We start from the raw sequence: 17,909 nt of genomic DNA on the forward strand, positions 1-17,909 counted from the left end.
TAATGAGTGAATGAACGCCAGACCTTCACTCATGCCCCTCCATGATAGAAATCAAGAACATAGCCAAGACCTTCGGTGACCGGCAGGTGCTGGCGGGCATCGACGGGTCATTTCAGCCGGGCGAAACCAGCCTGGTTATTGGCGGTAGTGGCACGGGTAAAAGTGTACTGCTAAAGTGTATGATTGGTCTTGTTACCCCCGACGAGGGCGAAGTGCTTTACGACGGTCGTAATTTCCTGACCGCCGATGAAAACACGCGCAAGGCTATTCGCCGCGAAATGGGCGTGCTCTTCCAGGGGTCGGCCCTATTCGATTCGAAAAACGTGTTTGATAACGTCCGATTTCCGCTCGATATGCTTACGCAAATGAGCGAAGATGAAAAAGCAGACCGGGCGCATGCCAGCCTGCAACGCGTAGGACTGGAAAACGCCGAACAGCGGATGCCGTCGGAGATTTCGGGGGGTATGAAAAAGCGGGTGGGTATTGCGAGGGCCATCGTAATGAACCCCAAGTACCTCTTCTGCGACGAACCTAACTCCGGCCTCGACCCGCTCACGTCGATCAAGATTGACCAGCTCATCAAAGAGATCACCGACGAATACAAGATCACCACGGTGGTGATTACGCACGACATGAACTCGATGATGGAAATTGGCGAGAAAATTATGTTTCTCTTTGAAGGCCACAAACTCTGGGAAGGCAACAGCGACACCCTGGCCCATTCGGACGTGAAAGAACTCAACGAGTTCATCTACGCTAACAAGCTGCTGCGGGAACTGGAAAGAAAATGATATTGGATTTTGGATTGTTGCTGACGCCAGCGTACGTTTTCTCTGGCGTCAGCAACAATCCAAAATCCAATATCATTTCGTTGCTACTTCACCCTTGCGGGTTTTGGCCCTTTCCAGCACGTTCTGGCCTACTTTGGCACCCATAGCTGCGCCGTTGACCAGCGCCGACCGGTAGTGGATACCTCCATAAAGGCGGCTAATGGAGGCCTGGTCGGCGGCATCCTTAAACGATTTGAACGACCGCACCCCGTGCCCATACTGGTACTCGGTCGAGTCGGTGAAGGCAATATTGTCGCCCATAAGCTGGGTGAGTACGGTGGCGGCAGCGGCCGAAATGGTGCTGTGGCCGCTGGGGTATTCGGGGAAAGGTGGTGTTTGCAGAAACGGTGCCCATTTGGGGTCTACCACCTTGTTGATCACGGTTTCGGGCCGCACGGTTTTGCTGCGGTATTTCTCATCCCAGCAAGCAATAAACCCATCGGCCAGAGCAAACGAAGTAAGCGCATAGGCTTCGGCCATACGCATCAGGTCGAGCTTCCGTTGCCGCCCTACGGTCTGGGCAATGGCCAGCCAATGGCCCCCCGGCGTCATCTTTTTCGAGGCGTATGACACGTGCCCGGCCACGTTCATCACAAACGCATTGTCGTCCCAGAAGTAAGCTAGTTCGGTTTGTTCTTTCGTCAGGCTCTTACCAATGTTGTACACCTCCGTCAGTTCTTTTTCGTAATCAGACCCCTTGGTGGTGGTGAACTTGAACGGTTTAGGCGGGGCAAACTGGTTGCAGGTGTCCAGCGTCCAGCAGCGGATGTGGTTCCACTGGGGTTCGGCGGCATCCATATAAGCAGGTGGGGTAGGCACCCAGGTACCATCTTCGTTGGTCACGGTGTGTTTGAACCCCCGCGTTTGCTTGTAGGTGTCTTTGGCGGCAAACTCCAGAATGGCCTTGGCCACCGTTTCGCCGTAGGCCATCGACCGTTCGCGCACGTCGTCGGGAACGCCATCGGCTTCAAATTGCTGGTAAAATGTTGGCTCGAATTCGTCGTAAAAATTGGCCGAGAACGTCAGGGCACGGGCCACAGTCAGGAAGGCTTTGGCCCCGGCAATGGGGTAGCAATACGCCTGCCCGGCTTCGGGGCGGGGCGGGGTTTTAAACCGTTTCAGCTTACCCCCCAGCGATTCGTAATTCGGGTTGAAGGCAACCATGGCCTCATAGCCTGCCAGCGTAGCGTAGCCATAGATGCGACTGGCCACAGGCGGCGAAAAGATGTCGTGGATGACCACCTGCGTCAGCTTGTTCAGGCAGGCGTTATACCGCTCCGGATTGGCCGCTTTGGGCATATATTCGGTCGGCTCGGCTTGCTTCTGACACCCGCTCAGGCCTACAAACAGCAGCGCCAGTAGTGTACTGAAAAGCAGCGATTTTTTCATGTTACGTGTTGGTTAATCAAGAATACGTCTTACAAAATTACGCCAAAATCGCCGATTAATACAAGCCACATTGGTCACTGTTAGTGTTACTTTAGCCCATAGTTTAAATAAGATCGCTTGCCCTTATGCGTGCTATACAATTGTCAGAAACGGGTGGTCCGGAGGTGCTTACCCTGGTCGCTATGCCTACGCCAACACCAGGCGCCGGTCAGGCACTTGTCCGACACACGGCCATCGGCGTCAACTACATCGACACCTACCATCGCAAGGGCATGTACCCCATACCCCTGCCTTTTGTGCCAGGATGTGAAGCCGCAGGTGTGGTGGAGGCCTTGGGCGAGGGCGTAACGGAGGTCGCCGTAGGGCAGCGCGTGGCGTATTACAACACCCAACCAGGAGCCTACGCCGAGTATGCCGCCGTGCCTGCCGACAAGCTAATTATTCTGCCCGACCATATCAGCGACCAGCAGGCGGCCGCAGTATTATTGCAAGGTATGACGGCGCACTACCTGGCCTTTACAGTCTATCCCATCCGCCCCGGCGACACCGTTTTGGTACATGCGGGCGCAGGCGGTGTGGGCCTGTTGCTGACCCAGCTGGCCCGCAGGCGGGGCGCGCGGGTCATCACTACCGTCTCCACGCCCGACAAAGCAGAACTATCTTGTGCCAACGGAGCCGATGAGGTTATTATCTACTCGCAAACCGATTTTGCCGAGGCCGTGAAGACCCTCACGGGCGGGCAGGGTGTACACGCGGTCTACGATGGCGTAGGAAAAGACACCTTCGAGGGGAGTTTGAACTGCCTACGCCTACTGGGGATGATGGCTTCCTACGGGTCGGCTAGTGGGCAGGTGCCACCTGTAGCCCTGACCGAACTAATGCGGCGGGGGTCGTTGGTGCTCACGCGGCCTTCGCTAGGGCATTTTATTGCCACCCGTTCGGCCCTGCTGGAACGCGCCAGGGCTATTTTCAACTGGGTGGCCACAGGCGAACTGAACGTACTTATCCAACCAACCTACGCTCTGGCCGACGCCGCCCAGGCCCACCGCGACCTCGAAGGGCGCGGCACCACGGGCAAGCTGATTTTGGTGCCGTAGCGAAAACAGTAAACACAAAACGGCGGCCCCGAAGAACCGCCGTTTTGTAATCATAACCGACAAGCGCTTAAATCGTCTCTAATTCCCCTGGCTGGCAGGTTCGCCGGTCCAGACATTGTTCTTCTCGTTGTAGTCGGGCAGTTTTTCGTCGGGGTCGATGGTCACGCGCGAGATGGCCGAGGTGGTGTTGGCTCGGAAGCTCCAGGTGCCGCCACGTTGCCACACCTCAACGGGCAGGGTTAAGCGGGTCTTCTTTCCGTTGCTTTCCTGAATCTCTACCACGGCAGGCATAGCCAGTTTATCGAGGTTTTCGATGGTGATGGTCGACCCTTTTTCGGGCGACGAGTTCACGTATTTCACGTCTTTCACGGCTTGGTCGAGCTTCCAGGTTTCAAAGAACCAGCCGCGCCAGAACCAGCCCAAATCTTCGCCCGAGCCGTTTTCCATGCTCCGGAAAAAGTCGTGCGGGGTGGGGTGTTTGAACGCCCAGCGCGCCACATATTGCTTGAAGGCGTAGTCGAACCGTTCAGAGCCAAGCACACTTTCGCGCAGAATCCGCAGGCCCATGCCTGGCTTGTAGTAGGCCAATACGCCCAGTGCCCGCGCAGGTTGCACATCGGGAATGGTCATGATTGGCTCTTTGGGGAAATAAAGTGCCGGGGCTACGTCGTGCATGGTTCCTTGCTCACGGTTGTATTCGCCCTTGTTAAAGGCCGCCGCTGAGAGGAAGTTGATGAACGTGTTGAAGCCTTCATCCATCCAGGCATATTTGCGCTCGTTGTTGCCCACGATCATGGGAAACCAGTTATGGCCAAACTCGTGGTCGGTTACGCCAAAGAGGCCGTCTTTCTTGTCGCGATGGTCGCAGAAAACAATGCCGGGGTACTCCATGCCGCCCACAATGCCCGCCACGTTGGTCGCCACGGGGTACGAGTACTCGTAGACATAGCCTGAATAGAACTCGATGCTGTGCTTCACGTATTCGGTAGACCGGTTCCACGAATCATCGGTGGCGCTTTCGGCGGGATACACCGACTGCGCCAGGGCTGTTTTGCCACTCGGCAGGTTGATTTTGGCGGCATCCCAGACAAACGCTTTTGAAGAAGCCCAGGCGGCATCACGCGTGGTGGTGACGCGGAATTTCCACGTCAGCCGACCCGACTGTTTGGGTCGCGAGTTGGCATTGGTGACCTCGTCTTTGCTGCGGATCATCACCGTCTTGTCGCTCGTGCGGGCCTGCGCCAGCCGCTTAATCTGCTCGGCGGTGAGCACCTCGGTGGGGTTGGTCAACTCGCCCGAACCTACTACAATGTGGTCCCAGGGCACGTTAATGGCAAAATCGATGTCACCATATTCGAGGTAAAACTCACCTGCGCCCAAGTAGGGAAGTGTGTTCCAACCCTGAATGTCGTCATAGACACACATGCGGGGGTACCACTGAGCAATCTCGTAGATGACGCCGTCTTTGCGCTTCAACTGCCCCATCCGGTCCGAGCCGTATTCAGGTACTTTAAACGAATAGGCGATCTTAATTTTCACCACGTCGCCACCCGCTCTCAGGGCCTCGGTGAGCTTGATCTGCATCCGGCTGTCGGTGATGAGGAAGTTGGCAGCGGCCAACTTTCTGGCTCCCTGCTCTACCGATACCGCCGTGATGGTATTGCCTCCGGCGAAATCTTTGTTGCCAAACCGCCCGCCCTGAATCGGCGTGGTCTTAGCCGACCGCGACGAGTCACTAAAGGCGTTCTGGTCTAGTTGCAGCCAGAGGTAGTTGAGTGCTTCGGGCGAATTGTTTTTGTACGTAATCTCTACTTCGCCCGTTACAGTGTTCTGCACATCGTCGAGGCTGACATTGATTTTGTAGTCGGCCCGGTTCTGCCAATAGCGCGGGCCGGGGGCACCACTGCCCGTGCGGTAGTCGTTGCCGGGCTGCATATTAAACAGCGGGTGAAACAGCACCTGCGGGTCGTAACCCGCTGTGCTAGTGGTTGATGAAGTTTGGGCCATACCTTGCCAGCTAAGCAGCAAGGCGGCACCAAGAAGGATTTTTTTCATTAAGTCGATGACTGATAAAATACCCACGAAAGTACGAAAATGCAGGCGAACGCGAATTGGCGTAGCAGGCTTAATTAGGCTTGACTCTCTCACCGCAACGCCTCGTACAAAATCTCAGCCGGATGCTTGGCCGTGCGGTGGGCACCATCGTGAATCTGATGGCGGCAGGAGGTGCCAGCGGCGGCAATAATCACATCATCGGCCAGTTGCCGCACGGTGGGCAGTAAGACTAGCTCGCCTACCTGCATCGAGACATCATAATGCTCTTTTTCGTAGCCAAACGACCCCGCCATGCCGCAACAGCCTGACGGAATCAATTCAACAGTATAATTTTTCGGCAAGGCCAGCATCCGCTTACTGTGAGCCATGTTCGATACTGCTTTCTGCTGGCAGTGACCATGGACTTTTACTAGGCGTTTTTCATCGGTAAACGCTTGCGAGTCAATGCGTTTATTATCTAACTCACGGGCAATAAATTCTTCAAACGTCAACGCATTTTTAGCAATGTCGCGGGCATCGTCGGCTAGTGACGCATCGACCAGATCGGGGTATTCATCGCGGAAGGTGAGGATGGCCGAGGGTTCCAAACCCACCAGCGGCGTTTCGTCGGTAACCAGGTTGCGCAGGGCCAATACGTTTCGCTCGGCGAGGTTTTTGGCGTATTTCAGCATTCCCTTCGAGAGCGCCGCCCGGCCACTTTCGCCATGCTCAGGAATGACCACCGTATACCCCAGCCGCTCTAGCAGCATGATAGCCTTCTTGCCTACCTCTACATCGTTGAAATTGGTAAACTCATCGCAGAAGAGATAAAGACGTTGGACATTGGACATTGGACGTTGGATAGCGGCTGGTTGTATCGTAGGCCCAGCATCCAGCGTCCGGTGTCTAGTGTCAAACCACTTTTTTAACGTCGTTTTCCCCATGAGTGGCATGGTGCGGTTGGGGTGGAAACCCACGAGGCGGTTGGCCAGGCGGCGCAGGGCGGGGGTGCCCAATACCGCGTTCCAGGCCCAGGGCACATAGCTGGCAATGCCCGACAATGTGGCAAAATTGGCCACCAGCCGCGACCGGAGGGGCACACCGTTGGCATCGTAGTAGTGTTGCAGAAACTCGGCCTTCAGCTTCGCCACGTCCACGTTTGAAGGGCACTCGGACTTACACGCCTTGCACGAGAGGCAGAGATCATACACATCTTTGATCTCTTTGTGGTCGAACCGGTTTTCCTTCGGCGACCGTGTCAGCATCTCGCGCAGGATGTTGGCCCGCGCCCGCGTGGTGTCTTTTTCATTGCGGGTAGCCATGTAGCTGGGGCACATCGTCCCACCCGATTTTTCTGTTTTCCGGCAGTCGCCTGAGCCGTTACACTGCTCAGCATGTTGCAGTACATTTTGGTCGTGAAAGCGGAAATAGGTCTGAAAATCGGGCGTTTGCTGGTCGGCTTCGTAACGTAGGAACGTGTCCATGGGGGGTGTGTCGACGATCTTGCCGGGGTTGAACAGTCCATCCGGGTCCCAGAGGTGCTTGATCTCCCGCATCAGTTCGTAATTGTGTGCGCCCACCATTTGCGGAATAAACTCGCCCCGCAAGCGCCCATCGCCATGTTCGCCAGAGAGCGAGCCGTTATATTTCTTCACCAGCGTGGCAATCTCTTCGGCAATCATCCTAAACTGCCGGTGGCCTTCGGCGGTCTTCAGATTGATGATAGGCCGTAAGTGCAACTCGCCCGATCCCGCGTGGGCATAATGCACCGACGCCATGTTGTGGGTTTTCAGGATCTCATTAAACTCCCGGATATAGGCCGGTAAGTCATTGACGTCCACGGCGGTATCTTCAATCACGGCCACTGCTTTTTCGTCGCCGGGGAGGTTGCCCAACAGGCCCAGCCCGGCTTTGCGCAGTATCCATACTTTCTTGGTATCGTCGCCGAAGAGCAACGGAAAATGGTAGCCCATGCCTGCCGCCCGCATCTCGGCCTCCATCTGGGCGGCGGCGGTTACGACTTCGTCATGCGTAGGCCGCGAGAGGTCGACCACCAGGATAATGGGGAATCCCCCAACTGGTGTTTTCTGGACAAAAAAGCTGTTGGCCCGTTGCGCGGCGTTGGTGTCGGCCCGTTCCAGAATAATGTCGTCGATAAGTTCAACGGCCTGCGGCTGGTATTTCAGGGCCACCAGGGTAGCGCGGAGGGCCTCATCGATGCTGTGGCAATGCACACACACCAGACCGCCTTCTTTGGGGGGCAGCGGTACCAGGTTCAGCTTTATTTCGGTTATAAAACAAAGCGTACCTTCCGAACCGGCAATGAGCTTGCAGAAGTTGAACGGCTCACCGTTGGGCGCGAAAGGAGCACAGCTCAACAGTTCGTCAAGGGCGTAACCCGTATTGCGGCGTTCGATGCTGGCTTTTGGGAAATGCGCCCTGATTTCAGCCTGATTGACCGGATTACTCAGTATAGCGTTGGTCTTCAGCAAAATCTGGTCGGCCAGTGAGGCAGAGCCGGGCCGCGTTCGGTCATTCTTGCGGCTTGCTTCGCCCACGGCCTTCGTATACTCCCAGCCTGATTGATTACCAAACTCTGCTGTCGATCCATCGGACAGGATTGCTTTCACCGACAGCGTGTGTTCGCGCGTAGCTCTATATACTACAGAGTTGGATCCGCAGGAATTATTGCCCACCATACCACCAATCATGGCCCGGTTGGCGGTTGAGGTTTCAGGACCAAAATAGAGACCGTAAGGCCGCAAAAACTGGTTTAGCTCATCCCGTACAACGCCTGGTTGCACTCGTACCCAGCGCTCTTCGGCATTAATTTCCAAAACATTGTTGAGGTACTTCGACACGTCGACCACCAGGCCGTTGCCCACTACCTGCCCGGCCAACGAGGTACCTGCCGTGCGCGGAATTAGGGGCAACTTGTGCTGACGGGCGTACTGAACTAGGAGCGCTAGGTCGGCTTCGGTGCGAGGCACGGCCACCGCCAGGGGCATCTCGCGGTAGGCCGAGGCGTCGGTGGCATAGAGCGTCCGGGTGGTGGTGTCAGTGTAAAACTCGCCCGTATAGTGGCTTGGCAATGATGCCATTGACTTTGTCATATACAATTGGTTACAAACGTGGCTGGTCATGAGCACACCAGCAGACTATTCTACTATGCCAAAAGTACGATAGAGGGGCCAAAACGTGGCAGGCAACAATTATAGGTAGCTACATCAAAATAGATTACCCGAATGTCTGTGCTGGTAGTGGTTAATACGCTGTATTTAAATAAGTTGTATCCAAAGTTGTACTTGTAGGATAAGCCTGAAAGCGAGTATTTACACCACATTTTAACAGTGTTTTCTACGTCATTTTAACCTAAGGAAATCTTATTTCACTCCTAGTGATTTGTACCTGACAAACTTTTTCTTGTAATTTGCCGACTGGTTTCCTACCAAAAGAAAGCCTAATCTTGGTAAGGTGCTATGTTTCGCTTGGTTCTTCTTACCGAACATAAAGAGGCTATCGCATGGCAATTTTACTTAACGCTACTTTTTTGAAGCCAGTAGTATTCACCAAAAACTTTTTTTCAAACAATTCAAACCTATGATGGACAATTCCTACTTAGTAGGTAGCGCCGTAATCACCCGGCGTGTGCAAACGGTTCAGTCACTGCTTCGGCTAGGGCTGATGCTACTGGTGTTTCTCACACTGAGCACCCAGGTAACGTTTGCTCAGGATGCCAGTGTATCTGGTAAAGTAACAGACAATGGTGGCCGGGGCCTTCCGGGGGTAAGTGTCAGCGTGAAGGGTACCACGCGTGGTACAAACACAGATGCCGACGGTGGCTACAAAATCAGTGCAGCCAACGGCGCTGTGTTGGTGTATAGCTATGTAGGTTTCGAAAGTCAGAACATTACGGTGGGCAATCAGTCGGTAATCAATGTTACCCTGCTTGAAGACAATAAGACATTGAATGAAGTGGTGGTTATTGGTTATGGTACTGCCAAGAAAAAAGATTTAACCGGTGCGGTGAACACCATCGGTACCAAAGATTTCAACAAGGGTATCATCTCATCACCTGAGCAACTGCTCCAGGGCCGGGTACCGGGTGTGGCTATCACGCAAAACAGCGGTGAGCCAGGCGGTGGTATCAACATCCGTATCCGAGGAACGTCGTCGGTACGGAGCAACAACAACCCACTTTTCGTAGTGGATGGTGTGCCCCTGAGCGGCGACGCTACGTCGGCGGGTGGCGATAATTCGGGTATTGGTTCAACGGCTCCTAAAAATCCACTGAACTTCCTGAACCCAGAAGATATTGCCAGTGTCGACATCCTGAAAGACGCCTCGGCTACAGCCATTTACGGTTCACGGGGTGCCAACGGTGTTGTACTGATTACAACGAAAAAAGGCAAAACAGGCAAGGGTAGCCTGGAGTATTCACCTTCTGTAGGCTTCAGTTCAATCACGAAGCGGTACGATCTGTTGAGTGCAGCAGAATACAAAACGCTGCAACCTTCACAAGATCAGGGCGGTAGTACCGACTGGCAGGACGTATTGTTCCGCACAGGCACGACCAACCAGCACAACCTGGCCTACGGCGGTGGTGATGGTAACGGTGGCAACTACCGTTTCTCGCTTGGTTATCTCGATCAGCAGGGTATCATGCAGAAAAGCTCGCTAAACCGGGTGGCTGGTACGTTCAACGGCAACAAGAAGTTTATCAACAACAAGTTGGCTGTGGGCGTACAGGTGACGGTGTCACAAACCAAAGACGGTAACATTCCGGTAACCGATAACGCTGGTTACCAAGGTGATCTGTTGGGTGGTATTCTAAAGTCGAATCCAACGGCTGTTGTATACAACGCCGATGGGACCTATAAGCAGTCGAAGAATATTGCTGAGCCAAACCCAGCCGCGTTACTCGGCCTCTCGCGCGACAACACCGGAACGCTCCGTACGTTGGGTAACCTCAATGCCGAGTATGAGATCTTCAGCGGCCTGAAATTCAAAGCAGTCTACGGTTTTGACAAATCAATGTCGTCACGTAAAGCGGCTTTCTCGAAAGACCTGCTGTATCAGGATATTCAGAACGTAGGTCGCCTGATTTTCAACGACATTGAGGTGAATAATACCCTGTTCGACGGCTATTTCTCTTATGACAAAGAAATTGGCAAAATAAACCTGAGCGCCACCCTGGGTTATGAATACCAGAGCTTCGATTATTTCTCGAAGCGTACTACGGCTTCGAACTTCCGTACGAACAACCTGGATCTGATGATCAACAACGCGGCCTCGGCCGACAACTCGAAAGGTTTGTCGGGTAGCTTGCTGGCCAACTCATATGCTTCTTACGATGAAATCCGGTCTTATTTCGGTCGTGTGAACGTGGGCTTTGGTAAGTTCCTGGCCACAGCTACGCTGCGTGCCGACGGCTCGACTCGTTTTGGTAGCGGTAACCAGGTTGGTTATTTCCCTTCGGCAGCGTTGGCTTACAAGCTGAGCGACGAAGCCTTCATCCCGAAAAACGTTTTCTCGGATCTGAAACTTCGCGTGGGCTACGGTATTACGGGTAACCAGGAAATTCCGCACAACCTGTATACGCAACGGCAACGGTACGGTGATTGGGGGACCAACTCAGACGCCAACGACATCAACGGCGGTGGTCTAAACGATGTGGCCTTCCCGAACCCGAACCTGAAATGGGAGCAGACAGCGCAAACCAACATCGGTGTTGACTTTGCTTTGGCTGGTAACCGCGTGACGGGTAACATCGAATACTACCACAAGAACACCACTGACCTGCTGATTCAGGTAACGTCGGCACAGCCTGCCCTGACTCCGTTCGTTTGGAAAAACCTTGACGCGAATGTGATCAACCAGGGTATTGAACTGGGCCTGAACGTGGTAGCCGTTGATAAGAAAGATTTTGGCTGGGATGTACAGTTCAACGCCGCCTACAACGACAACGTGGTGAAAAACTTTGCCGGTCTGATCAACACGGGCGCTATCAGCGGTCAGGGTCTGACGGGTGCGTTCTCGCAACGGATTGCCGAAGGACAGCCCCTGTTTGCGTTCTTCCTGCGTGACTTCAGCGGCTATGATGAATCGGGCAACTCGATTTACGCTGGTGGTGACGTGCAGAAGTTTTTGGGCAAAAGCCCACTGCCAACCGTTACGGGTGGTCTGACCAACAACATTCGTTGGAAGAACTTCAGCCTGAGCCTGTTCTTCAACGGCGTTTTCGGCAATTACATCTACAACAATACGGCCAACGCTTACTTTACAAAGGGTGCGTTCAACAACGGTCGTAACGTAACGCGCGATGTACCAGCCCTGAAAGAAGGCGGCTTCAACGCCCCTGACGTATCGACCCGCTTCCTGGAGTCAGGTTCGTTCGTACGGCTACAGAACGCCAGCCTTGGCTACAAGTTTAACACCGGCAACAGTTCGGTTCTGTCGAACCTGCGTGTGTTTGTAACAGGCCAAAACCTGTTGCTCTTCACGAGCTACACCGGTCAGGACCCCGAAGTAAATACCAACAAAGCCATCAACGGTGTACCATCGCTGGGTATCGATTACACGGCCTACCCACGCGCCCGGACTATCACGCTTGGTGCTAACCTTGCATTTTAATCTGCCAAACACTAAAACCAATGAACAAGAGAGGGACAATTAATCTGTTGACGCTTGGTATGAGCGTTACGCTGGCAACCTTGTCGGGTTGCACGGACCTGGTAGTACAAGACAAAGACTCTATAATCGTCAAGTCGGATGGCAGTATTCCTAAAATTGATGTAGTAGAATCGTTGAAGGCCGCCTATATTGACCTGGGCGCTTACACAGATCAGGCCAACATTTACTCGCTGGGTCAGCACACTACCGCCGAAATGATTCCACCAACGCGGGGCGTTGACTGGGGTGATAATGGCGTATGGCGTACGCTTGATCAGCACACCTGGGATGCCACGCACTCGTGGGTGTTGGGTGCCTGGAACCAACTGAATCAGCGGGTATACAAATGCACGCAGATCATTGCTGCCAACCCCGCTGCTCAGCCCATGGCCGAGGCTAAGTTCCTACGTGCCTGGAACATGTTTCACGTGATGGACTACTGGGGTCAGGTGCCCTTCCGGGAAGTTACCGAAGGTGTAAACGACAACCCAAAGGTGAAAACACGGGCTGAAGCATTTGCCTTCATCGTGAAAGACCTGACGGAAGCACTGCCCGGTTTGCCCGAAGCCGTTCCTGCTAACCGCGAGAATTCATTTGCGTCAAAAGCTGCTGCTAACTTTCTGTTGGCCAAGTTGTATTTGAATAAAGCAGTCTACACGGCCGCCAGCGCAGAAGGTACGTTCACCCACGCCAAAGCGGATATGGATCAGGTGGCGAAATACGTAGACGCCATCACGGCGGCTGGTTTCAAACTGAACTCAGACTACTACGGTACCTATACCGCCACTGGTAAAAACGAGATCATCTTCACCAGCCCCGAGGGCACGGCCCAAAACCGCTGGTATATGACCCTGCACTACGACCAGAACCCATCGGGTTGGAATGGCTTTGCTACGCTGGCCGATTTCTATGATAAGTTTGAAGCAAACGACGTGCGTAAGGGTGTTCCTGCTAAAAAAGACGGAACTAATTACTCAGGTATCAGCCGTGGTTTCCTGATTGGTCAGCAGTATGACGACAAGGGGGCACCGATCACTGATAGCCGTTCGAAAAAGCCGCTGGTTTTCACGCGTGACATCACGCTGGCTGGTACGCCTACCGACAAAGGTATTCGCGTAATTAAGTACCACCCTGCCGATGCCGGTAAGTACATCCTGATGCGCTATGCGGATGCCTACCTGATGAAGGCCGAAGCAACCCTGCGCGGTGGCGATGCGGCTGGTGCCTTGGCGCAAGTAAACGCACTGCGCACGCTGCGCAAGGCCACTGCGCTGGCAGCCCTGACCGACGACGTGATGTTCGACGAGATTGGCCGCGAGACGTACTGGGAGGGTGGCAAGCGCACGGTTGAAGTTCGCTTCAACAAGTACCTGACGGGTACGGGCGTTGACCGCAAAGATCCAGGAACCGTGTTGTTCCCCATTCCATCTGACGCTATCACGTCGAACCCAAACCTGAAGCAAAACAACGGGTATTAAGATCGAGTGATGTTACCAAGTACCAAAAAGGCTCGCTCTGGCGAGCCTTTTTGCATTTTAACGCACTACCCGAAACCTATACAATCCTGAGAGCCTTATAAAGTTGATTTATGCTAATGCCCACCGCCATGCGTTTTATAGGTAGTCTGTTCCTGATTATCCCATTCCTCAGCGCCTGCACCGCGCCACCCGACGCCGACGCAATCTATGATTCATTGACCAATGGTCAGGCCAAGTTCATCGTTACAATGAACGGGACCGACTTCTACCCTGACGAGAGCCGGTTCAAAGGAGAAGTAACTATTGCCCCCAATGCCATCAGAATGAATCTGTTCGATCAGTTTGAGAGCAACGTAATCCTGACCCTTAATGCTGAAAACCTATTTGTTGAAAAGCCCATCAAACGTACCATTCAAGTGGATAACCAGGTAGCGGGCAGCGTCATGATTGGCCGGGTTCGCGACCGCAAACTGCGCACTGGCGATGGCTTTGTGATGACGGCAGGTGAGGTGACCATTGAAGCACTGTCGGATCAGAAAATAGTGATTCGGCTGTCGGGAAAGGTGGGTAACTTTAATACCCTGCGCGATGCCAACACCTGGCAACGGTTGGAAGGCTTGCTCGTTTACAAACGCCCACAACTCATCATGCAGGGCGGAGCTTCCCGCTCATTACTGTATTGACTTTGGCCTGCCTACGTGCCACTTGTAACTAGCCTATGAATCAGTTTTTGAATACCCGCGTTTTTGTCAGACTACTGCCCCTTTGGTTGCTTGTTGCTACAGCCTGTTCCAATAAAAAGACCGACACGCTGTTTGAAAAAATGGACAATGAGGCCATTGGTGTCACGTTCCAGAACAAGGTCGAAAACCGGGCTGATTTTAACATTTTCAACTACCGTAACTTCTACAATGGGGGAGGCGTGGGCATTGGCGATATCAACAACGATGGTTTGTCGGACATCTTTTTCACCTCCAACATGGGGTCGAATAAGCTGTATCTAAACAAAGGGTCGTGGAAATACGACGACATTACCCAGAAGGCGGGCGTGGGCAGCAACGGTAAATGGGGTACCGGCGTAGTGATGGTCGATATCAACAATGACAAGCGGCTCGATATCTACGTCTGCTATGCCGGCTACCAGAAGGGCGTCGATCAGCGCAAGGAACTATATATCAACCAGGGAAACGGCCCCGACGGCCTGCCCGTTTTCAAGGAACAGGCCAAGGCTTATGGGCTTGACGAAGATGGCTACACTACCCACGCGGCCTTTTTCGACTATGACAAAGACGGCGACCTGGACTGTTATATTCTCAACAACAGCTTTATACCCGTCAACACGCTCAACTACGAAAACAACCGCGACCTGCGGGCCGAGGACTGGCCGGTGAAAGATTTCCTGAAAGGGGGCGGCGACAAACTCATGCGTAATATGAGCGTAGAGCAGAGCCGAGAACCAAGAGCCAAGAGCCAAGAGGTAGGAACTGAGAGTAAAGAGCCCAAAGCGATGCTGTCAGATCCGCGCGTGGCACCGGCGCAACCGCTCTTTGTTGACGTAACAAAGGAGGAAAACGTCTACAGCAGCCTGATTGGCTTTGGTTTGGGCGTGACCATCGGCGACGTGAACGGCGATAACTGGCCCGACGTGTATGTATCAAACGACTTTTTTGAGAAGGATTATCTCTACATCAATCAGCACGATGCGACCGGGCGGCATACCGGATTCAAAGAAGAGATCGAGCAGCGGATGAAACACTTGAGCATCGCCTCGATGGGTGCCGACATGGCCGACGTTAATAACGATGGCTATGCCGAGATTTTCACCACCGAAATGTTGCCCCGCGACGAGAAGCGACTCAAGACCACTACCTCGTTCGAGAATCATTATGTGGCCAATCTGAAGCGGGATAAGGGTTTTTACAGCCAGCTTCAGCAAAACTGCCTGCAACTCAACAACCAAAACGGCACCTTCGGCGAGATTGCCAACTACGCCGGGGTGGCCGCCTCAGACTGGAGTTGGGGCGCTCTGCTGTTCGATGCCGACAACGACGGCTTCAACGACATTTTTGTCTGCAACGGCATCTACAACGATGTGATTGACCAGGACTTTATTGACTTCTTTGCCAATGAGTTAGCGCAAAAAATGGTGCTGTCGGGCGAGAAGAAGCAGTTCGATGAGATTGTGAAAAACATGCCCTCGCGGCCTGTTCCGAACTGTTTTTTCCAGAACCAAAGGAACCTGCGCTTTGCTGAAAATGCCGAAGCCATGGGCCTGGCCGAACCTTCCTTCTCGAACGGAGCCGCCTATGCCGACCTCGATAATGATGGCGACCTGGATTTAGTGGTCAACAATGTCAACCAGCCCTGTTTTGTATATCAGAACCATGCCGAGAAAAAGGCATCGGGCAACGGCTTTTTAAAGGTAACACTTCAGGGTGATGGGCAGAACACTTATGCCATCGGTTCTAAAATTGAGGTGTTTGCCGGGGGGCAGGACATGAGCCGCTACATTGCTCCCTCGCGCGGGTTTCAATCGAGCACCGAATACGTGCAGACCATTGGCCTGGGTGCCATAAAGCAAATTGACTCGGTGCGGGTGACCTGGTTTGATGACCGCGTTACGGTGGTAAAAGCGCCCAAAATTGGTAATACACTGACTCTGGCCCACGCTGGTGCAAGGTCTGTAGCTGGGTTGCCTACCGTAACTAAAAAGGCTCAACCTGCGCTGCTGATGCCTGTTTCGGCTTCATTTGACGCGCATGTGGAAGATAAGTACGAAGACTTCTTTGGCGAACGGAATCTGCCCATGAAGCTTTCATCGGAAGGGCCGAAGGCGGCGGTAGGCGACGTCAACGGCGACGGTCGGCAGGATGTGTATATAGGCGGTGCCAAAGGACAGGGCGGACAACTTTACCTGCAAACAGGCACCGGTTTTACCAAATCAAAACAGGCCATTTTTGCCGAACTAAGTGGCTTTGAAGACACCGCCGCCCAGTTTTTCGATGCTGACCACGACGGTGACCTGGACCTATATGTGGGCAGTGGGGGCAATGAAGTACCTGCCGCGTCGCGGGAGCTAATGGACCGGCTCTACTTGAACGACGGCAAAGGCAACTTCACTTTCAACAGCCGGGCCTTGCCGCCCGGTGGTATGAACACAGCTGTCGGTATTCCCTATGATTATGATAGCGATGGTGATTTGGACCTCTTTGTAGGGAGCCGCAGCTACCCCCGCGAATATGGCGTGAGTCCACAGAGCTTTATTTACCAGAACAACGGCGCGGGCGAGTTCACCAACGTGACCCGCCGCGTGGCCCCCGAACTGGTAGACCTGGGCATGGTGCGCGATGCCGTCTGGACCGACCTCACCGGCGATGGTCGCGCCGAACTAGTTATTGTGGGCGACTGGATGGGACCGCAGGTGTTCAGCTATACCAATGGCAAATTCAGTAAACTGAGTAACACGGGCTTAAGCGACCTGACTGGCTTCTGGGGTAGCGTAGCCCCCACCGACGTAGACGGTGATGGCGATAACGACCTGATAATAGGTAACATAGGTGAAAATTTCTCGCTTAGCTTCGACGCTGAGCACCCGCTGAAACTGTGGGTCAATGATTTCGACAAGAATGGCATTCTTGATAAGATCATGACTAAAACCATCGACGGGCGCGATGTGCCGGTATTTCTGAAGCGCGAAATGGCCGAGCAGTTTCCGTTTTTGAAAGCCAAGATTTTAAAGCACAGCGACTACGCTACCAAAACGTTGCAGGACCTGTTCCCACCCGACGTGCTGAATGCCGGGCAGAACAAAGCGGTCACCTACCGGCGCTCTATTGTAGCCATCAATGATGCGAAAGAAGGAGCCGCCCCCCACTTTGCCGTGCACGACCTGCCCGCCGCCGTACAGATGACCTGCGTAAATGCCATTGCCTGCCAGGACCTGAACCACGATGGCCGTACGGACGTGCTACTGGGGGGCAATTTCACTCACTTCACCCCGCAGCTTGGCATGATCGATGCCTGTCAGGGGCTGGTGTTGCTAGGGCAAAAGGGGGGTAGTTTCCGGGTGGTGGCCAGTAATGAGAGCGGCTACCTGACCAATGGCGAGGTGAAGCAGATAGCTCCGTTGGCGATTAATAAACTGCCCTACTTCTTAAATCTGATCAATAACGCCCAGCCTACGTTATTTAAAGTGAATTAAAAAAGGATTTCACTAGCAGGGCTACATTGGTTCCCAAGCTGAATAGAGCCACTTCTCTCATAGCTCAATCGCCTCAGTGTTAGGGCCTACACAAATGGTGTGGGTCCTTTTTTATAGCAGTATCTTTACCTACAGTTGTACTATTCTGCTCAAAACGAGTGAGTTGCAGTATAGTTGATATGTTAAAAATCTTGAATTTTTCGATTCT

At 53.5% G+C, this 17,909-nt stretch carries 9 protein-coding genes; 6 read left to right on the top strand and 3 right to left on the bottom strand.

All coding sequences use genetic code 11. The features are described from left to right. Window positions 1–41 precede the first annotated feature (41 nt). Window positions 42–791 carry an ABC transporter ATP-binding protein gene (locus J2I48_RS08935; RefSeq protein WP_207335069.1) on the top strand — a complete coding sequence of 250 codons (750 nt, stop codon included), beginning with the start codon at window positions 42–44 and terminating at the stop codon, window positions 789–791. A gap of 72 nt (window positions 792–863) precedes the next feature. Here J2I48_RS08935 and J2I48_RS08940 read toward each other — a convergent pair whose 3' ends face one another. Then, entirely contained in the window at window positions 864–2,219 is a 1,356-nt protein-coding gene (locus J2I48_RS08940; protein WP_207335070.1) for a vanadium-dependent haloperoxidase, read from the bottom strand. Window positions 2,220–2,344: 125 nt separating this feature from the next. On the opposite strand from J2I48_RS08940, the gene J2I48_RS08945 reads away from it, so the two are divergent. Continuing rightward, complete coding sequence (locus tag J2I48_RS08945; protein ID WP_207335071.1) at window positions 2,345–3,316, top strand: quinone oxidoreductase family protein; 972 nt, start codon at window positions 2,345–2,347, stop codon at window positions 3,314–3,316. A 78-nt stretch (window positions 3,317–3,394) separates the two neighbouring features. Here J2I48_RS08945 and J2I48_RS08950 read toward each other — a convergent pair whose 3' ends face one another. After that, window positions 3,395–5,371 carry a M1 family metallopeptidase gene (locus J2I48_RS08950; protein ID WP_207335072.1) on the bottom strand — a complete coding sequence of 659 codons (1,977 nt, stop codon included), beginning with the start codon at window positions 5,369–5,371 and terminating at the stop codon, window positions 3,395–3,397. 89 nt (window positions 5,372–5,460) lie between these two features. After that, entirely contained in the window at window positions 5,461–8,463 is a 3,003-nt protein-coding gene (locus J2I48_RS08955) for an FAD-binding and (Fe-S)-binding domain-containing protein (RefSeq protein WP_207335073.1), read from the bottom strand. Between the two features lie 487 nt (window positions 8,464–8,950). Here J2I48_RS08955 and J2I48_RS08960 point away from each other — a divergent pair, with 487 nt between their 5' ends. From J2I48_RS08960 to J2I48_RS08975, 4 genes are all read left to right on the top strand, one after another. Further along, entirely contained in the window at window positions 8,951–11,983 is a 3,033-nt protein-coding gene (locus J2I48_RS08960; RefSeq protein ID WP_207335074.1) for a SusC/RagA family TonB-linked outer membrane protein, read from the top strand. A gap of 20 nt (window positions 11,984–12,003) precedes the next feature. Then, a complete protein-coding gene (locus tag J2I48_RS08965; RefSeq protein ID WP_207335075.1) occupies window positions 12,004–13,500 on the top strand; it encodes a RagB/SusD family nutrient uptake outer membrane protein in 1,497 nt (498 codons plus the stop codon). 110 nt (window positions 13,501–13,610) lie between these two features. Beyond that, the gene (locus J2I48_RS08970; protein WP_207335076.1) at window positions 13,611–14,183 is read left to right on the top strand and encodes a hypothetical protein; all 573 of its coding nucleotides are present in this window, start codon (window positions 13,611–13,613) and stop codon (window positions 14,181–14,183) included. 35 nt (window positions 14,184–14,218) lie between these two features. After that, the gene (locus J2I48_RS08975; RefSeq protein WP_207335077.1) at window positions 14,219–17,701 is read left to right on the top strand and encodes a VCBS repeat-containing protein; all 3,483 of its coding nucleotides are present in this window, start codon (window positions 14,219–14,221) and stop codon (window positions 17,699–17,701) included. Window positions 17,702–17,909: the final 208 nt, after the last annotated feature.

The organism is Fibrella aquatilis (assembly GCF_017353255.1).
Lineage (GTDB): Bacteria > Bacteroidota > Bacteroidia > Cytophagales > Spirosomataceae > Fibrella > Fibrella aquatilis.

What these genes read in the sequence shown, in the direction of transcription:
- J2I48_RS08965 (WP_207335075.1), top strand. Translation starts at nt 12,004, where the DNA reads ATGAACAAGAGAGGGACAATTAATCTGTTGACGCTTGGTATGAGCGTT.
- J2I48_RS08945 (WP_207335071.1), top strand. Translation starts at nt 2,345, where the DNA reads ATGCGTGCTATACAATTGTCAGAAACGGGTGGTCCGGAGGTGCTTACC.
- J2I48_RS08960 (WP_207335074.1), top strand. Translation starts at nt 8,951, where the DNA reads ATGATGGACAATTCCTACTTAGTAGGTAGCGCCGTAATCACCCGGCGT.
- J2I48_RS08940 (WP_207335070.1), bottom strand. Translation starts at nt 2,219, where the DNA reads ATGAAAAAATCGCTGCTTTTCAGTACACTACTGGCGCTGCTGTTTGTA.
- J2I48_RS08975 (WP_207335077.1), top strand. Translation starts at nt 14,219, where the DNA reads ATGAATCAGTTTTTGAATACCCGCGTTTTTGTCAGACTACTGCCCCTT.
- J2I48_RS08935 (WP_207335069.1), top strand. Translation starts at nt 42, where the DNA reads ATGATAGAAATCAAGAACATAGCCAAGACCTTCGGTGACCGGCAGGTG.
- J2I48_RS08970 (WP_207335076.1), top strand. Translation starts at nt 13,611, where the DNA reads ATGCTAATGCCCACCGCCATGCGTTTTATAGGTAGTCTGTTCCTGATT.
- J2I48_RS08955 (WP_207335073.1), bottom strand. Translation starts at nt 8,463, where the DNA reads ATGACAAAGTCAATGGCATCATTGCCAAGCCACTATACGGGCGAGTTT.
- J2I48_RS08950 (WP_207335072.1), bottom strand. Translation starts at nt 5,371, where the DNA reads ATGAAAAAAATCCTTCTTGGTGCCGCCTTGCTGCTTAGCTGGCAAGGT.